Below are 23,609 nucleotides of genomic sequence, written 5' to 3' on the forward strand. Positions count from 1 at the left end.
CGGTGATGGTCGGCGATGCCGCCAAGTGCAAGTGGATCTCCGACCTGCTGCTCGACAATTGCGGCGTCTATGTCCAGCCGATCAACTATCCCACCGTGCCGAAGAAGACCGAGCGGCTGCGCATCACGCCGACACCGCTGCATTCCGACGCCGATATCGCCCATCTGGTCGACGCCCTGCATTCGCTTTGGTCGCGCTGCGCGCTGGCGCGGATGGTAGCCTGAGCACAGGGGAAAGATGCACGAGATTGACCGCGATCAAAGAGATAAGTCGCCGCTCGCGGGACAAAAAGTGAAGCAAGCACCGAGGAGACAACGGCGTTGATGATAGCCCCGCATGACTGGCAAGCCGCCATTTCACCAGAAATAGCCTCCGCCATCGGCAAGGACGGCGGGAAAGAACCCCCTTCGCGGAATCGGACATTCACTCCGCTCTTCAGCCTGCTTCCGCGTCTTCGCCCACATAGGTCGCTCTCGGTTTGCGCACTTCTGGCGCTCACATCCGCAGCTCTCATCTCGCTCGCCCTGCCGATGGCTGTGCGGCGCATGGTCGATCACGGCTTCAACCAGGCGGACGGAGCCTTCATCAATCGCTATTTTCTCATGCTGATCGCGCTCGCCGTCGCGCTGGCAATCGCAAGTGCGGCGCGCTACTACTTCGTCACCACATTGGGAGAGCGGCTGGTCACCGACCTTCGCCTCGAGGTCTTCCACCATATCATCCGGCTTCCTGCGGCATTCTTCGATCGAAACCGCTCAGGCGAAATTGCCTCGCGCCTCGTGGCAGATGCGACCCAGATCAAATCCGCCGTCAGTCTCACGGCATCGGTGGCTTTGAGAAATTCAATCCTCTGCCTCGGCGCCCTTGCCATGATGTTCGTGACCAGTCCCGGCCTGTCGGCCATCGCTCTCGGGGCCATTCCCCTGGTGGTGGCTCCTCTCGTCCTGTTCGGTCGCTCGGTGCGGAAGAAATCCCGTGTCGCACAGGATGCGCTTGCCGAGGCTTCGGCCTATGCAAGCGAGATCATTGCGGCAAGCCGCACCGTGCAGGCATTCAACGGCGAAGATGCTGCGGGGCAGAGATATGGGCGCGATGTCGACCTGTCCTTCGACCGGGTGGTTGCGGCCTCCCGGGCAAGAGCCTTGCTGACCGCCATTGCCATCACGCTGGTCTTCGTCAGCGTCGTCGGCGTGCTGTGGCTGGGGGCTCATAAGGTGCTGGCGGGAACGCTCTCGCCTGGCAGCCTGAGCCAATTTCTCATCTACGCGGTGATCGCAGCCGGTTCTCTCGGCTCACTGTCGGAGGTCTGGGGAGAACTTTCGCAGGCAGCCGGCGCCGCCGGACGGCTGTTCGAACTGCTGAACGAACAGACTGACGAGCGCGAACCGCACACCTGCACGTCGCTCCGGACCCCCGCCCAGGGGGGCATGGAACTGCATGACGTGCGCTTTTCCTATCCGGGCGCACCGGAAAAGGAGGTTCTGAGCGGACTTTCCTTCCGCGTTTCGCCAGGCGAAACCGTCGCCCTGGTCGGCCCTTCCGGATCCGGAAAGAGCACCGTTTTCTCCCTGCTCCTCGGCTTCTACGAAAACCAGGCGGGCAGCATTTCCATCGACGGCAGGGAGCTTGCCCTGATCTCCCCGCAGACCCTGCGCAAGGAAATCGCCATTGTCCCGCAGGAGGTGACGATGTTTGCCGCCTCCGTTTACGACAACATTGCGTTCGGAAGGCCGGACGCGCTGCGCGAAGATGTGATCGCCGCGTCGATCAAGGCGCAGGCGCATGGTTTCGTCACGAAGCTGCCGAACGGCTACGGTTCGGTTCTCGGCGAGCGTGGGCTGACGCTGTCGGGCGGACAGAGGCAGAGACTGGCCATCGCACGGGCCATGCTCAGGAACGCTCCGATCCTGCTCCTGGACGAGGCAACCGCATCGCTGGACGCGGAAAACGAGGCGCTCGTGCAGCGCGGCCTGGAGGAATTGATGGAGGCACGGACCACCATCGTGATCGCGCACAGGCTCGCCACCGTGCTCAAGGCGGACAGGATTCTGGTGATGGACAAGGGCAAGATCGTAGAAGAGGGGACTCACGCCTCGCTCATGCGCCAAGGCGGCCTTTATACGCGCCTGGCGGAGCTGCAGTTCAAGATTCCGGCCGGTCTTGAACCGGAACAGCACGCAGCGTGATGACATCATCCGGCGTCCGCGCAACGGGACTTTGATCTTCCGGAGCTATTCTTCCAGGAGGAGAGCCGTCGCGAGATAACCCATGCCGATTGTGCTCGCAAAGAGGTAGATGAACAGGCCCTGAGCGAGATAATTTTGCGGTCCGCCTGCCGCGGCAAAACCGTTCTGCCAGACGAAGAACCCCACGGCGCTTCCGATTGCAAAGCCCGTGGCCAATCGAGTGAGTATGAACCTGATCATGCCGGGCATGGCGCCCACCTCTGACATAACCGCAATAAACGTCGGGGGTGCCCGGAATGTTCCGTCCCGCAAATGATCTCTGTCAACGACCGGCAGGCGCGGCCGTGCAAGATGCGGAAGAAACCCGGAGACCGTAACAGTGCATCTTCTGCCTTTCGCAGCGGGCGTTTTCACGCTTCTCATCCTGCCCGGACCGACCAACGCCATTTTGGCGATGGCATCTCAGGGGCTGACCTTCGGACGCGCGATCGCCCTGCTCGCCACCGTCATGTCCGCATATCTTGCGATCGTCCTTCCGGCGGCCGGTCTGGCCAGTTCTTTTCTCCGCGACCACCCTCTGGTTTCGCAAGGCGTCAAACTTGTCTCGGCGACCTGGGTTTTGTACCTGGCGCTGCGGCTCTGGGGCATCGGATCGAGCCCTGTCGAGGCTGTGCGCGTGCGGCAGCTGGCCGTGACGACGCTGTTAAATCCCAAAGCGCTGATCATCGGATTGACGATGGTGCCTCCCGCGCAGGAGGTGCCTTTGACAGGATCCATCGCCATTCTCGCATCGGTGGTCCTGGCAGTCTCCTCGATCTGGCTGTCGATCGGCAGGCTCATCCTCGGACGTGAAAAACGGATACCGCCATTTGCCCGGCGGTGCGGATCCGCAACCCTCGTCGCATTCTCCGCCGTGCTGACGTTCAGCGCCCTTGGCGGATGAAACCCGCGCTGTTGCGCTGCGCGCGGCGGAGCGACTGCCTGCGCAAGCCCTTGGTGCGGCTGGCAAAGGCCGTTGTTCCATAATGTCGATTACGCCAGAAATCGCCTGTAGCGGGGGGCACATTCTATCTCGAACTGCAACAAAGGCGCTAAGCTGCCTGCTTTTCGGGAGCCATGGTTTGATCCGTACCTTTTCGCATTTGAGTTTTGACGAACGCCGATCGATTTCCAGGATGTTGGATCAGAAGTTTAGCCAGTCTGAGATCGCCAGACGCCTCGGCCGGGACCGCGCGACCATCTCCCGGGAGATCAAACGCAACTACTGGCACGATCAGGAATTCCCCGATGCCGAGGGCTACTGGGCGATGACCGCCAACGACATGGCGCGCGACAGGCGCCGGCGGATCGGCAAGCTCTTTCGTCGCGAGGATCTGCGGAACGAAGTGATCGGAAAGTTGGAATCCGGCTGGTCGCCGGAGCAGATTGCTGGACGACTGAAGATCGAACCAGCGGCCAAGGCAAGCGTCTGTCACGAGACGATCTACCGATATGTCTATTCACCGGAAGGACAACGGCAGCAACTGGCGCGGCTTCTTCCGGAACGGCGGAGAAAGCGCCGGCCGAGATATGCTCGCAAACCGCAGAACCCGGTCTTTCCAGATGAGCGTTCGATCAAACATCGGCCGGAAGCCATCAACGATCGCAAGGAATTCGGTCACTGGGAAGCCGATCTGATGATCTTCGAAAGGGTTCAGGGCAATGCCAATGTGGCAACGGTTGTCGAGCGGATGAGCCGGTTCACCATGCTGTTCAAGAACAACGACCGGCAGTCCAAGCCGATCATGGAGCGGCTCATCAACGTGCTCAGCCCCCTGCCCAGGCATGCCCGGCAAAGTTTGACGTTTGATCGCGGATTTGAATTCGTCTCCTGGCGGCGACTGAAGCAAGGAATGGGAACCGATGCATGGTTCTGCGATCCGTCTGCGCCCTGGCAAAAAGGTTCCGTTGAGAACATGAATCGGCGGATTCGGCGTTACCTGCCGAGGGATACTGCTGTCCTGTCCGTTCCTGATGAATCGATACGATCACTGATCGATCGGTTGAACAGTACGCCGAGAAAATGCCTTGGGTTCCGCACCCCAGCTGAAGTGTTCAGGCGTGAAGTGAACAAATGACGGCAAGCCGGGGCGGAGGACGGATTTCATGAATGATCCTGCGGTGATTGCGCCGACCAGCCCCGATCTGAGCGCTGGTCCGGGTTGCAAGATCAGATCGGGACGGGTTCGTGGCACCATCGGCTTTAGCTTTGAGACTATGCGCTGACGCTGGTTCGTGAACGTCATGCGGGCTTCGGCCCGACGCTGGCGGCCGAGAAGCTTGCCGAGCGCGATAGATTGCGTGTGTCGCGCGAGACGTTGCGCGGCTTGATGTCGGAGATTCTGGCTGTCGCGCAAGCCACGGCGGACGTTTCATCAGCCACGATTACGGCGCGAAGCCTGTGGCGAGCCGGTGCAGATCGACGGGGCCGAGCACCGCTGGTTTCAGATCGTCGAGATCCGTGCTCGCTGTTGGTGTTTGTCGATGATGCGACAGGCAAGTTGATGCAGTGTTGCGGTTCGTGCTCTTGGAGCGCCTTTCGCCGGGACTGCACGCTCGAGCGACCGACGATGACGGCCGGTTCGCCATACGATGGCGATCGAACAGTTACTGTCGTCTTCGATCGCGGTGCTCCATCTCGGCAGGCGCAAGGATAGCATGAGATTCTGCACGGTTCAGCATGTTGACCAATTCTTCGCCCTCATCGGCGGTAAGCATGTCCATAACGAAGCCATCGACGAGAGCTTTCCGGTCTGAAACCGTATCGATTACCGTCCAGTAGATGTTCAGGTTCTTCTGCAGGGCGTATCTCTGGTTTTGCATGGATCATACCTTTCCACGATCTTTCGGTTACTCGCGTTGCGTCAACATCGATGAGCGTCCGTCCAATGGTAGGGATGCGCCGACCCGACGCAGATTCTTGCACCGAGACGTGATAACGTCCGTCTTGTCTCTGCATGTTTTTTCAGCTGGTAAGAGGATAGAGCCGACGGCCTTCGGAACGTATTGCCGAATGAGATAAGCGACCAGCCGAATTGAAGCCCCGACTATCCACCCGTGGCAGGCGCCCGATACTTTGGTCTAGATATGTGAGCCTACCGGACCCACGCCGGCTTCGTCGTCAATCCGAGGCTGTCCGCCATCCGGACCAGGTCAACGAGAGATCTCGCCTGCATCTTCTGCATGACGTGGCCGCGATGAACCTTGACGGTTACCTCGCTCAAGCCCACTTGAGCAGCGATTTGCTTGTTGACGCTGCCCGCGACCACCAGGTTCATGATCTCGCGCTCGCGCGGCGTCAAGGAATCATAGCGGGACCGCAGCTCGGCAATGAGCGCGACTTCCTGCCTCCGAGCGCAGTCGCGCTCGATCCCGGCATAGGCGGCATCGAGCAATTCCTGCTCGCGCAGCGGCTTCGTCAGGAATTCGATAGCGCCGGCTTTCATCGCCCGCACAGAGATCGGAATGTCGCTGTGGGCACTGATAAAAATGACCGGAAGCTCAATTCCAAGGGAAGTGAGCATGCTCTGAAATTCCAGGCCGCTCCGCCCCGGCAGCCTTACATCGAGAATGATACAGCCCGGAACGTCAGGGCGCTTGCTGTCCAAAAACTCCTGGCTGGAAGCGAATGTCAGTACCTCAAGTCCAACCGAGCGCAGGAGATCGCCGAGGCCTTCGCGGACAGATGCGTCATCATCAATGATGTAGACAATCTCCTTCATCCATGTCCCCAAGTTTCGCGCCGGTCAGGCGCCGCCCCGGACATGGATCATTATTTCTCCTCGGTTGGTAATGTAAACTGAAAAATGGCACCGTGGGGCGCGTTTGGCGTGGCCCAGAGTTGGCCTTTGTGAGCCTCTATGATCGAACGACTGATCGTCAGGCCCATGCCCATACCCTTGGGTTTGGTACTAAAGAACGCCTCGAATATATCGCCGATCTTCGCAAGGTCGAGGATAGGGCCGCTATCGCGGACTGCCACTAAAACGGTTTTGGGTGCTGCCTTTTCAGTGCTTACGATGAGTTCGCGCGCTCCTTTTGGCATCGCCGCCATCGCGTCGCTGGCGTTCATGATAAGGTTCAGGATCACCTGCTGGATCTGCACTTGGTCCCCTACGATCGGGGGCAAGCCGTCGGTAAGGTTTGTACGAAGCGACACCGCACTGCGTTCGAGGTCCGTGGACACCAGCGCAATCGTCTCGGACACGATATCGTTGATGTTCAGCCGGTCCCGGCGTTCGGGTGATTTCTTCGCCATTGCCCGAATCCGGTCGATGACCTCGGATGCGCGAAAAGCGTCGCTGATCATGCGCTCGATGGCGCGACGGGCGGAGACGATGTCACGAGGATCAGCGTCGAGATAGCGAAGGCAGGCATTGCCGCTGCTGACCAGCCCGGTGAGCGGCTGTCTGACCTCGTGGGCGATGGAGGCTACAAGTTCTCCCATGGTGGTGAGCCTGCTTACATGGGCAAGTTCTGCTCGCGCAAGCTGAATAGCATCCTCGGCTTGCCTGCGGTCGGTGATGTCACGCGCCAGCGAAAGACGAAACCATTGCTCTTCCTGTCGGAATTTGCCGACGCGAACCTCGACCGGAAACGTTGTTCCGTTCTTGCGCCGGTGGAGCGTTTCGAAAGTCATTGGCTGTCCTGCGTCGACGCGATCCACCAATGTCGCAAGAGCCTTTTCGTCGATAGCTCCGTCAAAGTCGCGCGGGTGCATGCCAATCAATTCCTCCCGGGTGTAACCGAGGCTTTCACAGGCTTGGCGGTTGACGTCTATGACGATCAGATCATCCGTATGGAGGAAAAAGGCATCGGTGGCATGGTCGACGAAGGTCCGAAAACGAGTTTCGCTTGCTCGAAGCCTCTCCTCTGCTCGCTTGCTCTCGGACAGGTCGAGCACGAAGGCCACGGCCTGGCTCCCGGCCCCCTCGAAACTTGCCTCACCGATCATCACGGGTACGTGACCGCCATCCTTTCGCTGATACTCCTTTTCAAAGGGGCGGGCGCTGCCGGTCACTCTCAGCTCGGCCTCGGCTTCGGCGTCACGCTCGCGCCATTCCGGCGGCGTCAGCTCTTTATCGATGATCTGACCGGCCAAGAGTTCGTCACGGCTGTAGCCCACCATTTGCAGGAACGCCTCGTTGGCCTCGATAATCCGACCTTCGATATCCCGGATAAAAATTCCGATGATGTTCGCTTCGACAAGCCGGCCTATTCGCGCTTCACGTTCTGCCAGGTCTCGGTAAAGTCCGGTTATTTCGAGCGTGCTGGCGGCTTGCGAGGCGATCAGCTTCAACACCGGAATGCGCCCTGGCGCGAAGACACGGCCCGCCAGAGTGTTTTCCAGATAAAGCGCACCGATCAGCTTGGCGTGATTGATCAGCGGCAAACAGAGAATGGATCTGGCCGCGCGATAGCGAATATAGGGATCGCCCGCAAAGGCCTTTTCAGCCGAGGCATCGTCGAGGCTGACGATTTCCCGCATACGCAGGACGTAATTGAGAACTGACTCCGGCATCACGCCGGCGATGGCCTCATTACGCAACTCTATGAGGACCGCTTCGCCGCGGATCGTCGCCTCAGCGGCAATCCGCGGTTCGCCGCCACGCGACAGGATCAGAAGGCCACGTTCGGCTCCGGCCTGCTCGACGGCCAATCGCAGGACCGTATCGATCAGCTTCTCGACGACGATTTCGCTGGAGACGGCTTGCGACACCTTGATGACGGTGGCGAGGTCGAGATGCTCGATCGGCGCTTCGATCGTGCTTGTTGCAGCCGGTGCCGATTGTCCATCCCGCAGCTGGGGATAGGCTTCTTCGAGCTGCCGCACCTTGCCGTCGGCTCCCCAACTGAGATAACAGCGACGGGCGTTTTGAAGATAGAGGCGAGCAATCTGATCGAAGCCGCGCGCCCGGTAAAAGGCGGAAGCGCGCTCATACGCAATCGCTTCATCGTGTGGGAGCGCGTGCGCATGCGCCAACTGGATCGCCTGTTCATAGAGGCGCTCGGCATGCAACTCGCGGCCTCCCAGGCGGGCGATCTCTGCGCCAAGCAATTTTGCGCGGCTTGCGAAATTCTCCGGGCAGTGCGCGGCCCAAGTGTCGAGCTGGCGGCGGTGAGCGCGCATGGCCTTGCGATAATGAGCTGTTTCAGTCGTCGATCCTTGCAAAGCAGAGGCCAATGAAAGGCCTGTGTAGAAGTGATATTCCGCCCGCTCGAAAATAGCAGGAGTCATCCAGAGGAGGCTTTCTGCTTTCGCCGCTGCCGAAAGCGCCGTGAGGGTATCCCCGGCAAATACACAAGCCTGCAGCTTGCGGATCCAGTACAAGCAACTGCCCGGCTTGCCGTCGGTCTTAAGTTCGAATTGCTGCTCGTCGAACCCTTCATCGTTGAAGCATCCGAAGATTGGCGTCAGCCCGCGAAGCGTTCGGATGAGTTGGAGCTGCCCGCTGATGAAACCGACGGCGACTCCAAAGCCGGCCTGACGCGCGAAGTCCAGGCCGGCTTCCGCATCGCGCTGAACCTGCGAGAGGGGCTCGCCGGCGGCCAGAAGATAAGTCACAAGGTTATTCCGGCTTAAAACGGCGTAGGTGAGATCGCCGACCTGCTGTGCCGTTTCGAATACGCGCTGCGCAAGCGCACGGCCGGTGCGGACATGACGCGACGACGATTTCGCAAGGTTACCGAAGGCGAGGTAGACCCGTGCCTTCAGGCGTTCCATTCCAGGCTGTTCCGTCAGGTCAAGTCCGAGCAGTCCGAACCGAAAACCGGCTTCATAATTGCCAAAATACGGCCCGAGCACCGTGCCCACAGCAGTGAAGGCATAAGGCGATGTGTCGCTGTTGCCGTGCTTGAGGCTGATGTTGCCCATTCGCCCGATGATGAGGCAGCGCAGATTCTCGTTGGTAAACAGGGCCGGAGTAACAAGTGAAGTCAGAACGTCCATGGTCGCGAGCGCGACAGGCTCCGCCATAGGGGGCGATTCAAGCAGCGCTTCGATAGGGCGGCCCCCCAGTTGTCGCCAAAGCCGCGCGTATTCCTGGCGCACCTGGCTCCTGGTCGGGTGGGACGACCACGAAATGCCGACCCGGTGCAGGTAGTCGAGGCCGAATATGATGGCCTGATCGCTCCGACCCAGGCTCATGAAAAGGTCGACGCGCAGGCGCGTGACGCGGGCCAGATCGGCGAGGCTGGCGGCTCGGCTTGCCAATTCTGCAAGGCGGGCCTGCGCCTCCGCCGGTGCTCCGGTCAAGAATTCGCATTCGGCCCTGTGGAGTTCGAGGGCGAAAGCGAGTTCGTATCGGCGCTCCCAGGCATCGTCCGGCAGGTAAGCCGCACCCGTGCCGGCATAGGCCAGCGCCGATTCGTATGCAGCCGACGCCTTGGCGCGGCGAGTGGCAAGCAGGTTCAGGTCCGCGAGACGCTCGCGCTCTTCGCCGGGCGCGATGAGCGCGCCGCCGCAGTTGAGTTGGCCGACAATCTCGAAAATATTCTCCTCGAGTGCCTGCGGCGGCGTATGCATCAGCAGGAGGCGGCCAATGGAAAGATGCGCTGCCGCCCGCTCGTCTTCAGGGATCAGCCCATAGGCGGCCTCCTGCACACGATCGTGCAGGAAGCGGTATGATGACCCCTCTTCAAGCAGCACGAGTCCGGCCCGCGCCGCGGCCCAAAAGGCTGCATGAACCGCGTCGTGATTTTCGCTCCTGATCAAAGCCAGGGTATCAACCGCCGCGTGATTGCCGAGACACGCCAGCATGTTCAGGGCAGCCTGCGTGATATCGGGCAGGCGCCGCAGCTTGCTTAGCATCAGATCCGCGACGTTATCGGTATAGCCTTTGGCTCTTATGCGATCGAGATCCCAATCCCAGTGCGTCTGTTCGGGATTGAATTCCAGCAGGCCTTCGTCCGGCAGGGTGCTCAGGAACTGGAGCGCGAAGAAGGGATTGCCTCCGCTCTTCTTGTGCACTAGTCGAGCAAGCGGCTGGACACGGCTGCTTCCGCAATGAAGAGCGTCGGCCAGCATCCGGGTCAGATCTTCCAGCCTAAGGGGTGTCAGCACGATTTCATGCACCTGGGCACCGGCCTCCCGGATCGCTGCCAGCCGGCGGATCAGCGGATGGGTGGACGATACTTCGTTGTCGCGATAGGCGCCGATGAGCAGCAGGTGACGCATGTCCTGCTGGGTGCACAAATCTTCAAGCAAATCGAGCGTTGCTGCGTCCAACCATTGGAGATCGTCTAAAAACAGCGTGAGCGGATGTTCTGCTGTGGCAAACACGCGCAGTAGGCGCCTAATGTTCAATTGGAAGCGGCGTTTGGCGTCCTGAGGCGGCAGATCCGCAACCGCCGGAAGCCGGCCGATGAGAGATTCAAGTTCCGGAATAAGCGGTGCCAGCAGCCGACCGCTCGCGCCCAGTACTTTGGTTAAAGCAGCGCGCCAGGGCGCGAGTTCCGCTTCACTCTTGCCCAACAGCACTCGGACGAGGCCTTGCAGGGCCTGCGCTACGCTCGCATAAGGAATGTGGCGCTGGTTCTGGTCGAATTTGCCGGAGGCAAACAGCCCACGCAGCGGCACGAGCGCGCGGTGGAGCTCATTCACGACCATGGATTTGCCCACGCCGGCATGACCCGAAACCAGCACCAGCGTCGGCCCGGCGCCTGCGACGACCCGGTCGAATGCGGAGGTTAGGGCGGCGATTTCGCGTTCGCGACCGTAGGGCCGCTCGGGAATCACCAGTCTGTCCGGCACATCGCGTGTCCCGAGCGGAAATTCTGCAATCCGCCCATGCTTCTCGCTCTGGACGAGGGCACGTCGCAGATCCGCCTCTAGCCCTGCGGCCGTCTGGTAGCGTTCCTCTGCGTTCTTGGCGAGCAGCTTCATCACGATTGCCGAGATAACGCCTGGTAGCTCTCTGACACGCTCGGACGGCGGCACCGGTCGCTTGGCAACATGGCAGTGCACCCATTCCATCGGCTCCGAAGCGGTGAACGGCAACTGGCCGGTGATCATTTCGTAGAGCGTGATGCCGACGGCGTAGAGGTCACTACGCGAGTCCACCGACCGGTTCATGCGCCCGGTCTGTTCGGGCGCCATGTATGCGAGGCTGCCAGCAATGACCTCAGGGGGCTCGGCGGCCTGGCGCTCACGAGAAAGATGCGACGCCACTCCGAAGCCCGTGAGACGGACCCGCCCTTCCGTCTCGTCCGCCAATATATTCGCCGGCTTGATGTCCCTGTGAATGAGGCCGCATCCGTGAGCCTTGCCGACTGCCGCCGCAATGCCCTTGGCAAGACGCAAAAAGACGGTGAGTTCGGCGGCCATGCCATGGCTGTGCCGTCCCATCAACTGCGGGAGGGGCACGCCGCCGCAATCTTCGAGGACGAGCACGACACGACCGTTTTCCGTTGTGAAATCCAGCGGTTTGGCTGCCCACTCCCGGTCGAGTTCGTCTTTCAGGCGATATTCGTGGGCCAGTCTGTCGAGGCTGGTTCGGCTGGGATGTTCGGCTGCAAGCTGCACCCTCAGAACGGCTTTTGATGCGCCGTTGCCGCTCCGGATCAGCTCTCGTGTAAAGATGCGATCGCCGTCACTCCAGGATGATTGTGGCTCGTAGTGCCGAAGGTCAGTCGAAGTCTGCTGGCCGACGGAAGCGAGAGCGCGCTTCCGTCCGAACATGTTTTTCCTGGTCTTCTGCGCATCTTTGACCGTGTCGTCCATTGCACACCGCTCGCTTCGATGCTGCCCGCATACGATCGGAGGTGCAGGCATCGGAGACCCAATCAAGCTTCACCGACTTTCCTCTCATGTCAACGAGCCTATGCTTCGGATTATTGAGGGGGTCGCATCTCTGCTGATCTTCCCGACTCAGGTTCCAGTGCATGTTGTTAAGGCAGGTCCGCGAAGAGCAAAGCTGCGGCAATGCGGTTTCATGCTATAAGAGGCGCCGCGCCGGCAGGGGTGAAGGTCTTGCGGTCAAGCAAAACGCCGGCGCGGCAAGTCGGCCCGTGATGGGAGGGCGTTTTGCTTTAGGGCCGTTGCAACATTAACTCTGCCTGGAGCGCCCCCGCTATTATGCCGAAGTATATTTGTTTAGCCCTTTCGCCCGATTTCCTAAACGAGACCCATAATGCCGGATGTATCAGCTCGCCCTTCTTCGTGCTGATCACCCAGTCGCTAGACTAGCATTCGATGCCGGCGGATCCCGTTGGAAGCTATCGGCAGCGAGCGGCGCAACCTCTATAAGTCTGCAAGAAAGTCCGGCGATGACCTCAACATAATCGACGCCGGCTGCAATGGGAGACGGATCGCGCCACGGGCGATCCCGGAATGGTCTGCTTTTCGTGCAGTTGAGTTCGGACGAACGCCGAGTGATAGCGCAGATGCATGCCAAGAAGATCTGGCAGGCAGAGATTGCACGCACCCTCAGCCGTGATCGCTCGAACGATCCAGGAACGCCCCTTATGCCCCTTATGCCCCTTTCGCAACGACGGCGAATTGCTATGCTGTTTATCGCAGGTCGAACGAGAGAATTCCATGACACGATCACGGCAGAACGAGCTACGCGAACGGATCGCGATCCTTGGCGACGTCAGTTCCGCCTCATTCGTCCCGTGGATACGCCGCCATGCCGACAAGCTCGGCCTTTCCCAAGATTTTTTGCAGGCCGGCGCCGAGCGGATCGAACTCGAGGTCGCAGGGCCTGTCGAGCTGATCGACATGCTGGAAATGGCGTGTTCGTTGGGGCCAATCGATGTCTGGGTCGACGAGATTCAGCGCAGGATTGTAGATCCCATCTCTACACCGAAGTCGGAACGCCATCCGACTTGATGCCCTTAATTTGATCATTGTTGCCAATGCGAATTTTTTATGCAAGCGTCAGAAACCGGGGTTGCACCGACACCAGCTCGCAGGCGCCAGCCCACTGGTAAGATTGAGGAATTGACCGTTATGCCTTCCGATACGACCGGCTCCTGGACGCCTGTCGCCCTTTCTGCCGATCTGCCTCCGGCAAGCGTCATTCCGGCCTGGACGCCGGCAGGATCGATCGCTCTCTGGCGCAGCCGGTCCGGGCGCGCATCAGCTTCTTCGGATCGCTGTCCGCATCGCGGGATGCGACTGTCGCACGGCTTCGTGCGGGGCGAGGCGCTCTCCTGTATCTATCATGGCTGGAGCTATTCTCCGGCGGGAGGATGCATTCGCATCCCGGCTCATCCAGACCTTGTGCCGCCGGAAACGATCCGCGTGGCAGTTCAGCGGGTCGAGGAATCAGATGGAATCGTCTGGGTCGCAGTCGGCGAGCCGGCAATGCCGCCGCCAAGCCTGGATGGTTTGGCGCCAATACGCTCGCTGACGCTTGTTGCCGACATCGTGGCAATCGAAGCAGCAGCCGGCGGCAAGGCCGCGAGCGGGTTGATCCCAGTCGCGGACCATCCATGGGTTCGGCTGTTGCCCGCGGCGCAGATCGGATGCACTCTGATACATGTCCTGGTCGAACGGGAGCGCACTGTCGCAGATCGGACTGCGGCGTCCCGCATTGCCGAAGCCCTGCGCCGCCGCGCGGAAACACGCCAGAAGGATGTCGCATGAAAGGGGCCGGTGCGATGATCGACGAATGGTACCCGGTTGGCCTCTTCAGCCAGCTCACCGGTGCAGGAAGCAGGACTGCTCTGATGGGCGAGCCCATAGAGGTGATGCGCACGGCTGATGGCGCGGCGCGGGTCACATCGGGCGATGGGCGTGCCCTGCCCGTCCGCGTCCGTTATGGTCATGTCTGGTCTTCTCTTGGCACCCCCGCCAAGGAGCTCTTCGCCATTCCCGAAGCGGATCAGCCCGGCCGCCGCTTCGTCGATGTCGGTGTCGTGCGGGTACGCTGTTCCCCCTTGAGAGCAGTCGAGAACTTCCTCGATATTGCGCATTTTCCCTTCGTCCACACCGATATACTCGGCGCCGAGCCGCATACGGAGGTCGAAAATTATAAAGTCGAGATCCGCGAGAAGGAGGATGAAGTCTGGGCGACGCAGGTGAAATTCTACCAGCCGCAGGCTGCAAAGTCGGCGACCGGCGGAATAACCACCGAGTATATGTACCGCGTGCCTGCCCCGACCTGCTCGGTGCTTTACAAGACCTGCCCTCCCCGCCCGGAGGAATGGGACGTCATTACCCTATTCGTCCAGCCGCTTGCCGAAGATCTCTGTGACGTATGGCCGTGGATGGCCCTCTTCGACGACGTGACGCCAATGACGGACCTCATCCATTTTCAGCAAATGATTTTCCTGCAGGATCGATCGATCCTCGAAAACCAGATCCCGGCGCTTCTGCCGCTCGATCCGGGCATGGAAATCCCGACCAGGGCCGACCTGACCTCTATCGCTTACCGGCGCTGGCTGAAGCGCCACAATTATCTCTATGGCGCGCAGTTGGTCGCACAATGAAGCTCTACGACTACATCCTATCGCCGAGCTGTTACAAGATCCGCCTGATGGCTGCCATCCTCTGCGTCGAGCTGGATATCCGGCCGGTCGATTTCCATCCCGGCAAGGAACATCGTGGTCCTGAGCTTCTGGCCCTCAATCCGGCAGGCTCAATCCCGATCCTCGTGGATGGCGATCTGGTGCTGACAGAATCTTCGGCCATGCTCGCCTATCTCGCCGCCCGGAGCGGGCCTGACTGGCTGGGTATGAGCGCGCCTGAGGAGACCGCGCGGGTGCACCAATGGCTCTCGTTTTCGCATCGGCTGACGACAAATCTCGGCGGCGCACGGCTGCATCAGATGCTTCTGCGTCCCGGCAATATCGAAGTCCTGCAGGCACAAGGAGTCGCGGCGCTGCGCGAGCTCGAAGCCGGCCTCTTTGAGCAGCGGCTCCGCGACATGCGGTTCCTGGCTTGCGACCGTGCGACGATCGCCGACATCGCCTGTTTCCCTTATGTGGCACTGGCGCCCGACGGCGGAATCTCGCTCGATCCCTATCCGAACATTAGGCTTTGGCTGCGCGCCATCCGCAGCCTTGAAGGTTTTATCGAAATGCCCGGCATCCACCGGCTGCACGAGTTGAAACCCGACCCTCATCCCGTCAACGAGGAGACGTGAGATGGCGGGCTACCTGCTGAAGAACTGCGCAGCGATTATCGTCGACGAAGGCAACGGGCCGGCCGTGCGCCGGAACGCCGATCTGCTGACCAATGGTCCGGCGATCCAGGCGATCGGGACGAACCTGTCGCAAGAGCCCTTGCCTGCGGACACGGTCATTCAGGATGCATCAGGCTGGTTTGTCTATCCGGGTCTCGTCAACACCCATCACCACTTCTTCCAATGCTTCGTGCGCAATCGGGCCGATCTCGACTGGACGAAGCTTTCGGTTATCGAATGGCTCGACCGGGTTTATCCGATCTTCTCGCGACTGAACGAGGATTGCTTCTTTCATTCGTCGGTCACGGCCATGGCCGAGATGATCAAGCACGGCTGCACCACGGCCTTCGACCATCAATATTGCTTCCCCCGGCACGCAGGCAAACGCCTGATCGATCGTCAGTTCGAGGCGGCCGATCTTCTCGGCATGCGTTTCCACGCGGGACGCGGCGGCAACACGCTGCCGAAGTCCGAGGGCTCGACGATCCCGGACGCCATGCTGGAAACGACGGACGAGTTCATCGCCGATTGCGCCCGGCTGATCGACAGCTACCACGATGCCGGCGCCTTCAGCATGCGGCAGGTGGTCGTCGCGCCTTGCCAGCCCGTCAATTGCCACCGCGAAACCTTCGTCGAGTCGGTCGCGCTCGCCCGAGATCGCGGCGTCCGACTGCACACGCATGTCGGTGAAGGCGAAAGCCCGGTCATCCAGGCGCGGCATGGAATGCGGACGGTCGACTACTGCGCCGAACTCGGCTTTGCCGGGCCTGACAGCTTTTATGCCCACTGCTGGGAGCTGACACACGACGAATTACGCAAGATGGCGGCAAGCGGCACGGGTGTCTCCCATTGCCCCGAACCGGTCTATCTGGTCGGCGCCGAAGTGACGGACATTCCCGCTATGGCCGCTTTCGGCCTACGTATTGGCCTCGGTTGCGATGGCGCGGCCTCGAACGACAATTCCAACCTTATGCACTGCATCCACTCTGCCTATATGCTGCAATCCCTGACGGCCTCGACGCGCGCCCATCCGATTCCAGCGCCCGTCGATTTCCTGAGCTACGCGACCACGGGTGGCGCAAGCCTGCTTGGCCGCAGCGATATCGGCCGCCTTGCTCCCGGCATGGCCGCCGACCTCTTCGCCATCGATACCAGGCGCATGGATTATGTCGGAACCCGCCACGACCCGTTGAGCCTGATTGCCAAGGTGGGGATCGGCATGCCGACCGATTTGACCATGATCAACGGGCGCATCGTCTGGCAGGCCGGCGAATTTACCGGCCTCGACGAAGCTCAGCTTTTCGCCGCCGCGGAAGCGGCGCTCGAGACAGTCGAATTCTAAAACCAAAAGAGGGAACTGACATGACCAACGATTTCACCCGCAGAAAACTTATGAAGAGCGCGGCGGCTGCCGGTCTCGCGACGGCCTTTGCCGGCCGCTCAGCGCTTGCCGCCGACGAACCGCTCGGCATCGCGCTCGTCGTTCCCTCGCCTATCGGCGACGTCGGCTGGGGTCATGCGCTTGCCGCCGGCATCGATCCGATCAAGGCCGCCTATGGCGACAAGGTGAAGGTCACGGTCATCGAAAACATCGCCGAGGGCCCGGACGCCGACCGCATCATGAACAAGACCGTTGCCGACGGAAACCATTTCCTGATCGCCGGCTCCTTCGGCTATCAGAATGGCGCGCTGCAGATTGCCCGCCGCAATCCGAAGGTGACCGTCCTACATGCTTCAGGCTTCCAGGTCGCACCGAACTTCTCGCCCTTCGCCGCCAAATATTTTCAGGGAACCTACCTGTTCGGCATGGCGGCGGCGGCCCTTTCCAAGAGCGGCAAACTCGGCTCGGTGTCAGCCTTTGCCATTCCTGAGCTGATCACCTCCGTCAACGCCTTCACGCTCGGCGCCCAGGCCGTCAAGCCGGATATCGAAGTGTCTGTCGTCTGGGTCAATTCCTGGTTCGATCCGGCCAAGGAGCAGGAAGCCGCCAAGGCGCTGATCTCTCAGGGCTGCGACGTGATCTTCTCGAATGCGCAGGATACCCCTTCGGTGATCTCGGCCTGCGAGGAAGCCGGCGTCTATGCCTTCAACCTCAACTCGTCGATGAAGAAATATGCCGAGAAGACCTATCTGGGTTGCATCGCCACCGACTGGTCGCCCTTCTTTAAGGCGTCGGTCGACGCCCATCTTGCCGGCACCTTCAAGGGCGCCAACGCCTTCCTCGGCGTTGCCGACAAGGTTGTCCAGGTCGTCGATTGGAACCCGGCAATCCCGGCCGATATTATGACCAGGATCAAGGAAATCGAGGCCAAGATTGCCGATGGCAGCTTCTCGCCGTTTACCGGTCCGATCACCAAGGCTGATGGGAGCGAAGGTGTCGCTTCGGGGACCACGGCGACGGACGCCCAGATCGTCGCGATGGACTGGCACGTCAAGGGTGTCACGACGCCGCTGCCGAAGTAAGCCATGCCGAGCCCGCTCCTGTCGCTGCGCGGCATTACCAAGAGCTACGGCCCGGTCGATGCCAATCAGCAGATCGATCTCGACGTCGCTCCACGATCCATCCATGCCATCCTCGGAGAAAACGGGGCTGGCAAGTCGACGCTGATGAAGCTGATCTACGGCGTCGAGCAGCCGGACAGCGGCACCGTCGCATGGAACGGGAAAGCCCTTAGCCTTGCCTCTCCCGCAGAGGCAAGGCGAGCCGGTATCGGCATGGTGTTCCAGCATTTCTCGCTGTTCGAGAGCCTGACGGTCGTGGAGAATATCCGCCTGATCGTGTCCGGCAAGAAGAGCGAGCTTGCAGAGCGCGTTCGCAAGCTCGGGCATGAGTTCAGCCTCGAGGTCGATCCACACGCTCATATCCATTCGCTTTCCGTCGGCGAGAGGCAGCGGGTGGAAATCATCCGTTGCCTGATGACCGATCCGAAACTGCTCATCCTTGATGAGCCCACCTCGGTGCTGCCGCCGCAGGCGGTGGAAAAGCTCTTCGAAACATTGCGCCGGCTGCGGGACGGCGGCGTGTCCATCCTGTTCATCTCTCACAAGCTGGAAGAAATCCAGTCGCTCTGCGATCGCGCCACGATCTTGCGCGGCGGTCGGGTGACCGGCCACGTCGATCCCCGCGAACACGATGCCCACGAGCTTGCCCGCTTGATGATCGGCCGCGACATGCCGGAACCCATGCCTGCGCTGCCTTTGGGAGAAGGTGAAAAGCGGCTGGAACTTGTCGGGCTCGATTACCGGGCGGATCCTTTCGCCGTGCCGCTTTCGAATGTGAGCCTGGTCGTGCGCGCCGGCGAAATCCTCGGCATTGCAGGCATTTCGGGAAATGGTCAAAGCGAACTCGCAGCGCTGATTTCGGGTGAAACCCAATTGCCGCGGGATCAACGCGACCAGATTTTCATGATGGGCCAGGATGTCGGCACGCTCGACTCCGCCGCCCGCCGACGGCTCGGTCTCGCCTTCGTCCCGGAGGACCGGCTCGGCCGCGGCGCGGTCCCTGAGATGTCGCTCACCTATAATAGCCTGCTGACCGCCCACCCGCTGAACCTTGTAAAACATGGCCTGCTTGACAAGGTGAGGGCGAAGGCCTTCACAAGTGATTGTATCCGGGACTTCGACGTGCGCACGCGCGGTCCAGGGGCAGAGGCCGGTTCGCTCTCCGGCGGCAATCTGCAGAAATTCATCGTCGGACGCGAAATCATGCTGGCGCCGAAGCTTCTTTTCCTCGCCCAGCCGACCTGGGGCGTCGATATCGGCGCGGCGGCGGCGATCCGCAAGCGCCTCATGAGTCTTCGCAACAAGGGCATGGCCGTCCTGGTCATTTCCGAAGAGCTCGAGGAACTCTTCGAACTGAGCGACTTTATACAGGTCCTGCATCACGGCACGTTGAGCCCGCCGTTGCTCACGCGTGACACCAACCCGGAGGAGATCGGCCGATACATGATCGGAGCTCAGCCGCAGCGCGAGAAAGCCACCGCATGAGCAGACCCTTCCTCGCCGCTCCGCCCATTCTCGTCCGCCGGGAGCGGGCATCGCTTGCCGCCACCCTCCTGGCGCCGCCCATAGCCCTCATCGTCACCGTCATTCTCAATCTCGGACTTTACGTCATCATGGGGCGCGATCCGGCTGCGGTCGTCTACGCGATGCTGATCGAGCCCTTCTTTTCATGTGCGTCGTTTTCCGAAGTGCTGCTGAAGACCGGACCGCTGCTCCTCATCGCGCAGGGGCTTGCGGTCGGCTTTCGTGCCAAGGTCTTCAATATCGGTGCCGAAGGACAATTCGTCCTCGGCGCGATCTTCGCCTCCGCCATTCCGATCTGGTGGCCCGGCGCAACCGGCCAGTGGATCTGGCCGCTAATGCTGCTGTTCGGCGCGATGGGCGGCGCATTCTGGGCGTCGCTCACCGCCTTCTGGCGCGTCCGGCTCAATGCCAACGAAATTCTCGTTTCCCTGATGTTGAGTTTTGTCGCCGTGCAGCTCCTCAATTATCTGCTGCTCGGCCCCTGGAAGGACCCGAACGGCTTCAATTTCCCGCAGTCCGTCATGTTCCAATATGACGCGATGGTGCCGATCCTGATTGAGGGAACGCGCGTCAATGTCGCGCTCATCCTCGCCGTTCTCCTGTCGATTGCCGCTTGGGTCTTCATGCAGAAGAGCTTCATCGGCTATAAACTGCAGGTCGGCGGACTGGCGCCGCGCGCTGCGAGCTATGCCGGATTCCGGGAGAGCGGCGCAATCTGGCTTTCGCTGCTGATCGGTGGAGCCGCAGCCGGTCTTGCCGGTGCAGCCGAAGTCGCCGGTCCGCTTGGCCAGCTGCAACGCTCGATCTCGACCGGATACGGCTATGCGGCAATTATCGTCGCCTATCTCGGCGGCCTGCACCCGGTCGGCATCGTTGTCTCAGCGATCGTCATGGCCGCGCTCTATATCGGGGGCGACAATGCGATGGTCTCCGCCAATCTGCCGGTTGCGGCGGTCCGGGTTTTCCAGGGCAGCCTGCTCCTTGCCTATCTGGTGGCCATCGCCTTCGTGCGCTACCGTCTTGCCTGGCGGTCCACATCCACCAGGAGCCCCACATGAACGCCGTCGAGTTCGTTCTGGCCGGAATGCTGGCGGCTGCGACACCCTTTCTCCTGGCCGCTCTCGGAGAACTTGTCGTCGAGCGTGCCGGCGTGCTCAATCTTGGCGTCGAGGGGCTGATGGCATTCGGCGCCGTCATCGCCTTCATCATTGTCTATCACGGCGGCGGGCATTTTCTGGCTTTTCTCGCCGCCGGCCTCGGCGGCCTGCTTCTGTCCCTGATCTTTGCGGCGATTGTCCTCGGCTTCAACGCGAACCAGGTGGCGACCGGGCTGGCGATCGGGATTCTCGGCCAGGGCCTGTCAGCGTTGTTCGGCAAAACCTATGAGAGCCTGACGGTTAAAGCTGTGCCGAAAATCGCCCTTCCCGGCCTCTCCGATATCCCCGTCATCGGCGGCCTGTTTAGCCAGGATATCGTCGTCTGGCTTTCACTGCTCGTGACTGTCGCCATCTGGGCGATGTTTGCCTATGGCAAGCTCGGCCTGATCATCCGCGCCGTCGGTGAAAACCCGAAAGCGGCGCATGCCATCGGCTATCCGGTTATCGCCATCCGATTCGCCGCGGTCGCAGTCGGCGGCATGATGGCCGGCTTTGCGGGCGCCTATGCAGCGACGATCTACACGCCGCTCTGGGCCGATGGGATGATTGCCGGTCGCGGCTGGATTGCGATTGCGCTCGTCGTCTTCGGAACCTGGCTGACCGGCCGCATCTTTCTCGGGGCATGCCTGTTCGGCGCAGTATCGCTGATGGGGCTTGCCGCCCAGGCAACCGGTCTCAACGTCTCGTCGCAGCTGCTCGCCTGCCTGCCCTATCTGGTGACGATCATCGTGCTCGGTATTATTTCGGCGGATCGCCGCCTGCTCAAACTCAATGGCGTCGCCTCGCTCGGCGAGCCGTTCGAGCGATCATGATAACGCCCGTCGAAGCGATGGCAATTGAGAGTCAACTTGCCTTCCGAGCCCGCCACGAACGGTAATCAGAACGAGGAGCCCCGCAATCGTATCAGCCGTGGTCAGACTTCTTCTGACCCCGAGGTTCAAATTCGACGAGCAGCGACTTGAGTTCGACCTCTCGAACTCGTCGCGCCGCCTCGTCAGGGCTGACCCATTCGAGAATACGCTGGCCTTGCTCCTTGAAGTCGTTTCCGATCTCGGTGACTTCGATCTGAAACAGATCGACGATACATGGCGCCACATCGCCGTCGTCGAATTCCTTGAGATAGGTATAGCGGCCGACAGGTTTCCTTTTCACCGCCCCGCGCATGCCTGCTTCCTCCCAGGCTTCGATCGCCGCCGCTTCGAAAGGCTTCTTTCCTTTCATCGGCCAGCCCTTCGGTATGACCCAGCGCGCGCGCTCGCGCGATGTGATCACGAGAATTTCGATCTTCGGCCCGCCATCGCAATAGCGGAAGCAGATGGCGCCGTACTGTTGGCGGAAGGCGCCGGCAAACAGCTTCGCAGGAACCGCAGCGAGCTGCCGCAGCAATGGCTGAGACTTGTCTGGTCGGGACTTGCTGCGTTTTTTTGTAGGCTTCATGACGCTCCGTCTTCAGCGCATCGTGCGGCCGCGCATGGCCTTGTGGGCTCCCCGCCGGTTATTCGCCGGTGGTCCTGGCATTCAGGATTGTCCCGGCAATGTCGGCAAAACCAAGTCCTGCCGGCTGGGAGGAGATCCAACGCGGCACATGCTGAAGGTGCGGAAGAACAGGAAGAATATTGCCGACACCGAAAGAGTTGCGGATGAAGCCGAACATCGGCGCATCGTTTCGAGAATCGCCGACGAACGCCGTGACCGATGGCAATTCTATGGGATCCACCCCGAATTTGCTGGTCAGGAGGCGCTCGCTCATGGCGCGTTTGTCATAATCGCCAATCCAGGTGTTGATGTGGATGGAACTGATGGCGACGGTGCCGCCGATTGCCCTGATATCGCATGCAAAATCTTCGACGTCCTGGGTATCATGACGCTGAATGTCGATTGCCACGTCAGCCAGGCGGAACACCTGGTCGTGTGCGATCTTGAATGTGCCGCCTTTTTCCGCGATCAGTTTTTCGATGGCACCAAGATGCTGGCGTTGACGCTCGCCCTGCAATGCGCCGTTCTCCCAGTAATCGAAAACAACCTCACCGTTGCGGCGGGTGACGGCATAAGCACCGCTTTCGCCGATGACCGCGGCAACAGGCCAGGCACGCACGATGTGTTCGCACCAGCCGGCTGAACCACCCGTGACCGGCACGACGGCGATGCCGGCCCGGCTGAGTTCCCAAAGGGCATCATAGGTGCGCGGCAGAAGTTTACCTTCTGTCGTCAGCGTGTCGTCGATATCGGTGAAGAGATAACGCACATGCTGCAATTCATGCGCGGAGGGTGCCAGATCTACGAACGTCACGTCATGTCCTCGCAGGTCACCACCTCCATGCTGCTATCGGCCAGCACACTGGCGACGGACGGATCGGCCGGCAGCCGATCCGTGTAAAAGCGGGTTATCTTATTGAAAGGTGCAACGCGCACCGCCGCATGGCGGGTCCATTTGCTGACGTCTGCAGCCAAAAGACGCGTTTGCGAATTCTCCAGAAGCGCATTGGTGATCTGCGCCTCGCTATAGCTGAAGTCCATCATGCCGTTCACCGGACTGAGTGCACCGGCACCGACGACGGCATAAGTCGCATAGAATTTTTCCACGAATTTGATCACATCGCTGCCCACGACGTCGCGGTCGTCATGGCGCAGCAGGCCGCCGGTGAGATGGACCTCGACACTCGGCGATTCGCAAAGGGTCAGAGCGACATGAATGTTGTTGGTGATAACAGTCAGCCCCTGGTGATCGCGCAACGCCTCCGCGACGAATTGGACCGTGCTGCCGATTCCCAGGAATACCGTCGCATCCGGGCCGATGTCGGCGGCGACCCGCTTGGCGATCAGCCGCTTGGCCCGACGGTTCAGTTGGGCGCGGGCGTTCAGCGAAATATTGCTGCCTTCGACCGGCACATCGACACCGCCGTGAAAGCGGCGGGCATGCCCGAGATCACACAGCGCATTGATATCACGGCGGATCGTCTGGGTCGTCAGATCGTACCGGCGCGCCAGATCATCGATATATTGGACGCCCTCCGTTTCGATCAGCGCCAGTATTTCGCGTTGTCGGCTCGATATGACCCGCTGCCCCATCG

The 23,609-nt window shown here is 60.8% G+C and carries 20 protein-coding genes and 1 pseudogene; 14 read left to right on the forward strand and 7 right to left on the reverse strand.

The window, feature by feature from the left end; genetic code table 11:
- Together HJC04_RS22465 and HJC04_RS22470 are read left to right on the forward strand one after the other, a co-directional pair.
- Positions 1-224 (forward strand): aminotransferase class I/II-fold pyridoxal phosphate-dependent enzyme (locus tag HJC04_RS22465; protein ID WP_221147169.1); only part of this gene is annotated, 224 nt, incomplete at its 5' end.
- A 99-nt stretch (positions 225-323) separates the two neighbouring features.
- Positions 324-2,186: an ABC transporter transmembrane domain-containing protein gene (locus tag HJC04_RS22470; protein WP_221147271.1), complete on the forward strand. Its 1,863-nt coding sequence runs from the start codon at positions 324-326 to the stop codon at positions 2,184-2,186.
- Positions 2,187-2,231: 45 nt separating this feature from the next.
- Here the strand turns inward: HJC04_RS22470 and HJC04_RS22475 are convergent, their stop codons facing one another.
- Positions 2,232-2,435: a hypothetical protein gene (locus HJC04_RS22475; protein ID WP_210633349.1), complete on the reverse strand. Its 204-nt coding sequence runs from the start codon at positions 2,433-2,435 to the stop codon at positions 2,232-2,234.
- Between the two features lie 130 nt (positions 2,436-2,565).
- On the opposite strand from HJC04_RS22475, the gene HJC04_RS22480 reads away from it, so the two are divergent.
- The 3 genes and pseudogenes from HJC04_RS22480 to HJC04_RS22490 all read left to right on the forward strand — a co-directional run.
- The gene (locus HJC04_RS22480; protein ID WP_221147170.1) at positions 2,566-3,129 is read left to right on the forward strand and encodes a threonine transporter RhtB; all 564 of its coding nucleotides are present in this window, start codon (positions 2,566-2,568) and stop codon (positions 3,127-3,129) included.
- Positions 3,130-3,307: 178 nt separating this feature from the next.
- On the forward strand, positions 3,308-4,303 hold the full coding sequence (locus HJC04_RS22485) for an IS30 family transposase (RefSeq protein ID WP_210633345.1): 996 nt from the start codon (positions 3,308-3,310) through the stop codon (positions 4,301-4,303).
- Positions 4,304-4,438: 135 nt separating this feature from the next.
- Positions 4,439-4,765: pseudogene (locus HJC04_RS22490) on the forward strand (ISNCY family transposase); the annotation flags it as partial.
- Positions 4,766-4,832: 67 nt separating this feature from the next.
- Here the strand turns inward: HJC04_RS22490 and HJC04_RS22495 are convergent.
- From HJC04_RS22495 to HJC04_RS22505, 3 genes are all read right to left on the reverse strand, one after another.
- On the reverse strand, positions 4,833-5,048 hold the full coding sequence (locus HJC04_RS22495; protein WP_210633343.1) for a hypothetical protein: 216 nt from the start codon (positions 5,046-5,048) through the stop codon (positions 4,833-4,835).
- A 272-nt stretch (positions 5,049-5,320) separates the two neighbouring features.
- The gene (locus HJC04_RS22500; protein ID WP_210633342.1) at positions 5,321-5,947 is read right to left on the reverse strand and encodes a response regulator transcription factor; all 627 of its coding nucleotides are present in this window, start codon (positions 5,945-5,947) and stop codon (positions 5,321-5,323) included.
- Positions 5,948-5,997: 50 nt separating this feature from the next.
- Positions 5,998-11,946 (reverse strand): AAA family ATPase, encoded by a 5,949-nt coding sequence (locus HJC04_RS22505; protein WP_221147171.1) that lies wholly within the window; start codon positions 11,944-11,946, stop codon positions 5,998-6,000.
- 816 nt (positions 11,947-12,762) lie between these two features.
- Between HJC04_RS22505 and HJC04_RS22510 the strand changes: the two genes are divergently transcribed.
- The 9 genes from HJC04_RS22510 to HJC04_RS22550 all read left to right on the forward strand — a co-directional run bounded on the left by HJC04_RS22510 (position 12,763) and on the right by HJC04_RS22550 (position 21,350).
- On the forward strand, positions 12,763-13,056 hold the full coding sequence (locus HJC04_RS22510; RefSeq protein WP_221147172.1) for an acylphosphatase: 294 nt from the start codon (positions 12,763-12,765) through the stop codon (positions 13,054-13,056).
- 120 nt (positions 13,057-13,176) lie between these two features.
- Complete coding sequence (locus HJC04_RS22515) at positions 13,177-13,815, forward strand: Rieske 2Fe-2S domain-containing protein (protein WP_221147173.1); 639 nt, start codon at positions 13,177-13,179, stop codon at positions 13,813-13,815.
- Positions 13,812-14,660: an aromatic ring-hydroxylating dioxygenase subunit alpha gene (locus HJC04_RS22520; RefSeq protein ID WP_210633336.1), complete on the forward strand. Its 849-nt coding sequence runs from the start codon at positions 13,812-13,814 to the stop codon at positions 14,658-14,660. The genes HJC04_RS22515 and HJC04_RS22520 overlap by 4 nt, the downstream gene beginning before the upstream one ends.
- The gene (locus HJC04_RS22525; RefSeq protein WP_210633334.1) at positions 14,657-15,316 is read left to right on the forward strand and encodes a glutathione S-transferase family protein; all 660 of its coding nucleotides are present in this window, start codon (positions 14,657-14,659) and stop codon (positions 15,314-15,316) included. The genes HJC04_RS22520 and HJC04_RS22525 overlap by 4 nt, the downstream gene beginning before the upstream one ends.
- A gap of 1 nt (position 15,317) precedes the next feature.
- Complete coding sequence (locus HJC04_RS22530; protein WP_221147174.1) at positions 15,318-16,697, forward strand: amidohydrolase; 1,380 nt, start codon at positions 15,318-15,320, stop codon at positions 16,695-16,697.
- Between the two features lie 20 nt (positions 16,698-16,717).
- Complete coding sequence (locus tag HJC04_RS22535) at positions 16,718-17,818, forward strand: BMP family ABC transporter substrate-binding protein (RefSeq protein ID WP_221147175.1); 1,101 nt, start codon at positions 16,718-16,720, stop codon at positions 17,816-17,818.
- Between the two features lie 3 nt (positions 17,819-17,821).
- Positions 17,822-19,342, forward strand: coding sequence for an ABC transporter ATP-binding protein (locus HJC04_RS22540; RefSeq protein ID WP_210633325.1), 1,521 nt, complete (start codon positions 17,822-17,824; stop codon positions 19,340-19,342).
- Positions 19,339-20,439 carry an ABC transporter permease gene (locus HJC04_RS22545; RefSeq protein WP_221147176.1) on the forward strand — a complete coding sequence of 367 codons (1,101 nt, stop codon included), beginning with the start codon at positions 19,339-19,341 and terminating at the stop codon, positions 20,437-20,439. Before HJC04_RS22540 ends, HJC04_RS22545 begins: the two co-directional genes overlap by 4 nt.
- On the forward strand, positions 20,436-21,350 hold the full coding sequence (locus tag HJC04_RS22550; protein ID WP_221147177.1) for an ABC transporter permease: 915 nt from the start codon (positions 20,436-20,438) through the stop codon (positions 21,348-21,350). Before HJC04_RS22545 ends, HJC04_RS22550 begins: the two co-directional genes overlap by 4 nt.
- Positions 21,351-21,441: 91 nt before the next feature.
- On the opposite strand, the gene HJC04_RS22555 is transcribed toward HJC04_RS22550, so the two are convergent.
- From HJC04_RS22555 to HJC04_RS22565, 3 genes are read right to left on the reverse strand one after another with little or no spacing between them, the layout of a single operon-like run.
- The gene (locus HJC04_RS22555; protein WP_210633321.1) at positions 21,442-21,975 is read right to left on the reverse strand and encodes an NUDIX hydrolase; all 534 of its coding nucleotides are present in this window, start codon (positions 21,973-21,975) and stop codon (positions 21,442-21,444) included.
- A gap of 58 nt (positions 21,976-22,033) precedes the next feature.
- Complete coding sequence (locus tag HJC04_RS22560; RefSeq protein ID WP_210633320.1) at positions 22,034-22,828, reverse strand: HAD family hydrolase; 795 nt, start codon at positions 22,826-22,828, stop codon at positions 22,034-22,036.
- Positions 22,825-23,607: a DeoR/GlpR family DNA-binding transcription regulator gene (locus HJC04_RS22565; RefSeq protein WP_210633318.1), complete on the reverse strand. Its 783-nt coding sequence runs from the start codon at positions 23,605-23,607 to the stop codon at positions 22,825-22,827. Before HJC04_RS22565 ends, HJC04_RS22560 begins: the two co-directional genes overlap by 4 nt.
- Positions 23,608-23,609 lie beyond the last annotated feature (2 nt).

It is taken from the genome of Rhizobium sp. NLR8a, assembly GCF_019685235.1.
Classification (GTDB): domain Bacteria; phylum Pseudomonadota; class Alphaproteobacteria; order Rhizobiales; family Rhizobiaceae; genus Rhizobium.

What these genes read in the sequence shown, in the direction of transcription:
- HJC04_RS22470 (WP_221147271.1), top strand. Translation starts at nt 324, where the DNA reads ATGATAGCCCCGCATGACTGGCAAGCCGCCATTTCACCAGAAATAGCC.
- HJC04_RS22475 (WP_210633349.1), bottom strand. Translation starts at nt 2,435, where the DNA reads ATGCCCGGCATGATCAGGTTCATACTCACTCGATTGGCCACGGGCTTT.
- HJC04_RS22495 (WP_210633343.1), bottom strand. Translation starts at nt 5,048, where the DNA reads ATGCAAAACCAGAGATACGCCCTGCAGAAGAACCTGAACATCTACTGG.
- HJC04_RS22500 (WP_210633342.1), bottom strand. Translation starts at nt 5,947, where the DNA reads ATGAAGGAGATTGTCTACATCATTGATGATGACGCATCTGTCCGCGAA.
- HJC04_RS22505 (WP_221147171.1), bottom strand. Translation starts at nt 11,946, where the DNA reads ATGGACGACACGGTCAAAGATGCGCAGAAGACCAGGAAAAACATGTTC.
- HJC04_RS22510 (WP_221147172.1), top strand. Translation starts at nt 12,763, where the DNA reads ATGACACGATCACGGCAGAACGAGCTACGCGAACGGATCGCGATCCTT.
- HJC04_RS22515 (WP_221147173.1), top strand. Translation starts at nt 13,177, where the DNA reads ATGCCTTCCGATACGACCGGCTCCTGGACGCCTGTCGCCCTTTCTGCC.
- HJC04_RS22520 (WP_210633336.1), top strand. Translation starts at nt 13,812, where the DNA reads ATGAAAGGGGCCGGTGCGATGATCGACGAATGGTACCCGGTTGGCCTC.
- HJC04_RS22525 (WP_210633334.1), top strand. Translation starts at nt 14,657, where the DNA reads ATGAAGCTCTACGACTACATCCTATCGCCGAGCTGTTACAAGATCCGC.
- HJC04_RS22530 (WP_221147174.1), top strand. Translation starts at nt 15,318, where the DNA reads ATGGCGGGCTACCTGCTGAAGAACTGCGCAGCGATTATCGTCGACGAA.
- HJC04_RS22535 (WP_221147175.1), top strand. Translation starts at nt 16,718, where the DNA reads ATGACCAACGATTTCACCCGCAGAAAACTTATGAAGAGCGCGGCGGCT.
- HJC04_RS22540 (WP_210633325.1), top strand. Translation starts at nt 17,822, where the DNA reads ATGCCGAGCCCGCTCCTGTCGCTGCGCGGCATTACCAAGAGCTACGGC.
- HJC04_RS22545 (WP_221147176.1), top strand. Translation starts at nt 19,339, where the DNA reads ATGAGCAGACCCTTCCTCGCCGCTCCGCCCATTCTCGTCCGCCGGGAG.
- HJC04_RS22550 (WP_221147177.1), top strand. Translation starts at nt 20,436, where the DNA reads ATGAACGCCGTCGAGTTCGTTCTGGCCGGAATGCTGGCGGCTGCGACA.
- HJC04_RS22555 (WP_210633321.1), bottom strand. Translation starts at nt 21,975, where the DNA reads ATGAAGCCTACAAAAAAACGCAGCAAGTCCCGACCAGACAAGTCTCAG.
- HJC04_RS22565 (WP_210633318.1), bottom strand. Translation starts at nt 23,607, where the DNA reads ATGGGGCAGCGGGTCATATCGAGCCGACAACGCGAAATACTGGCGCTG.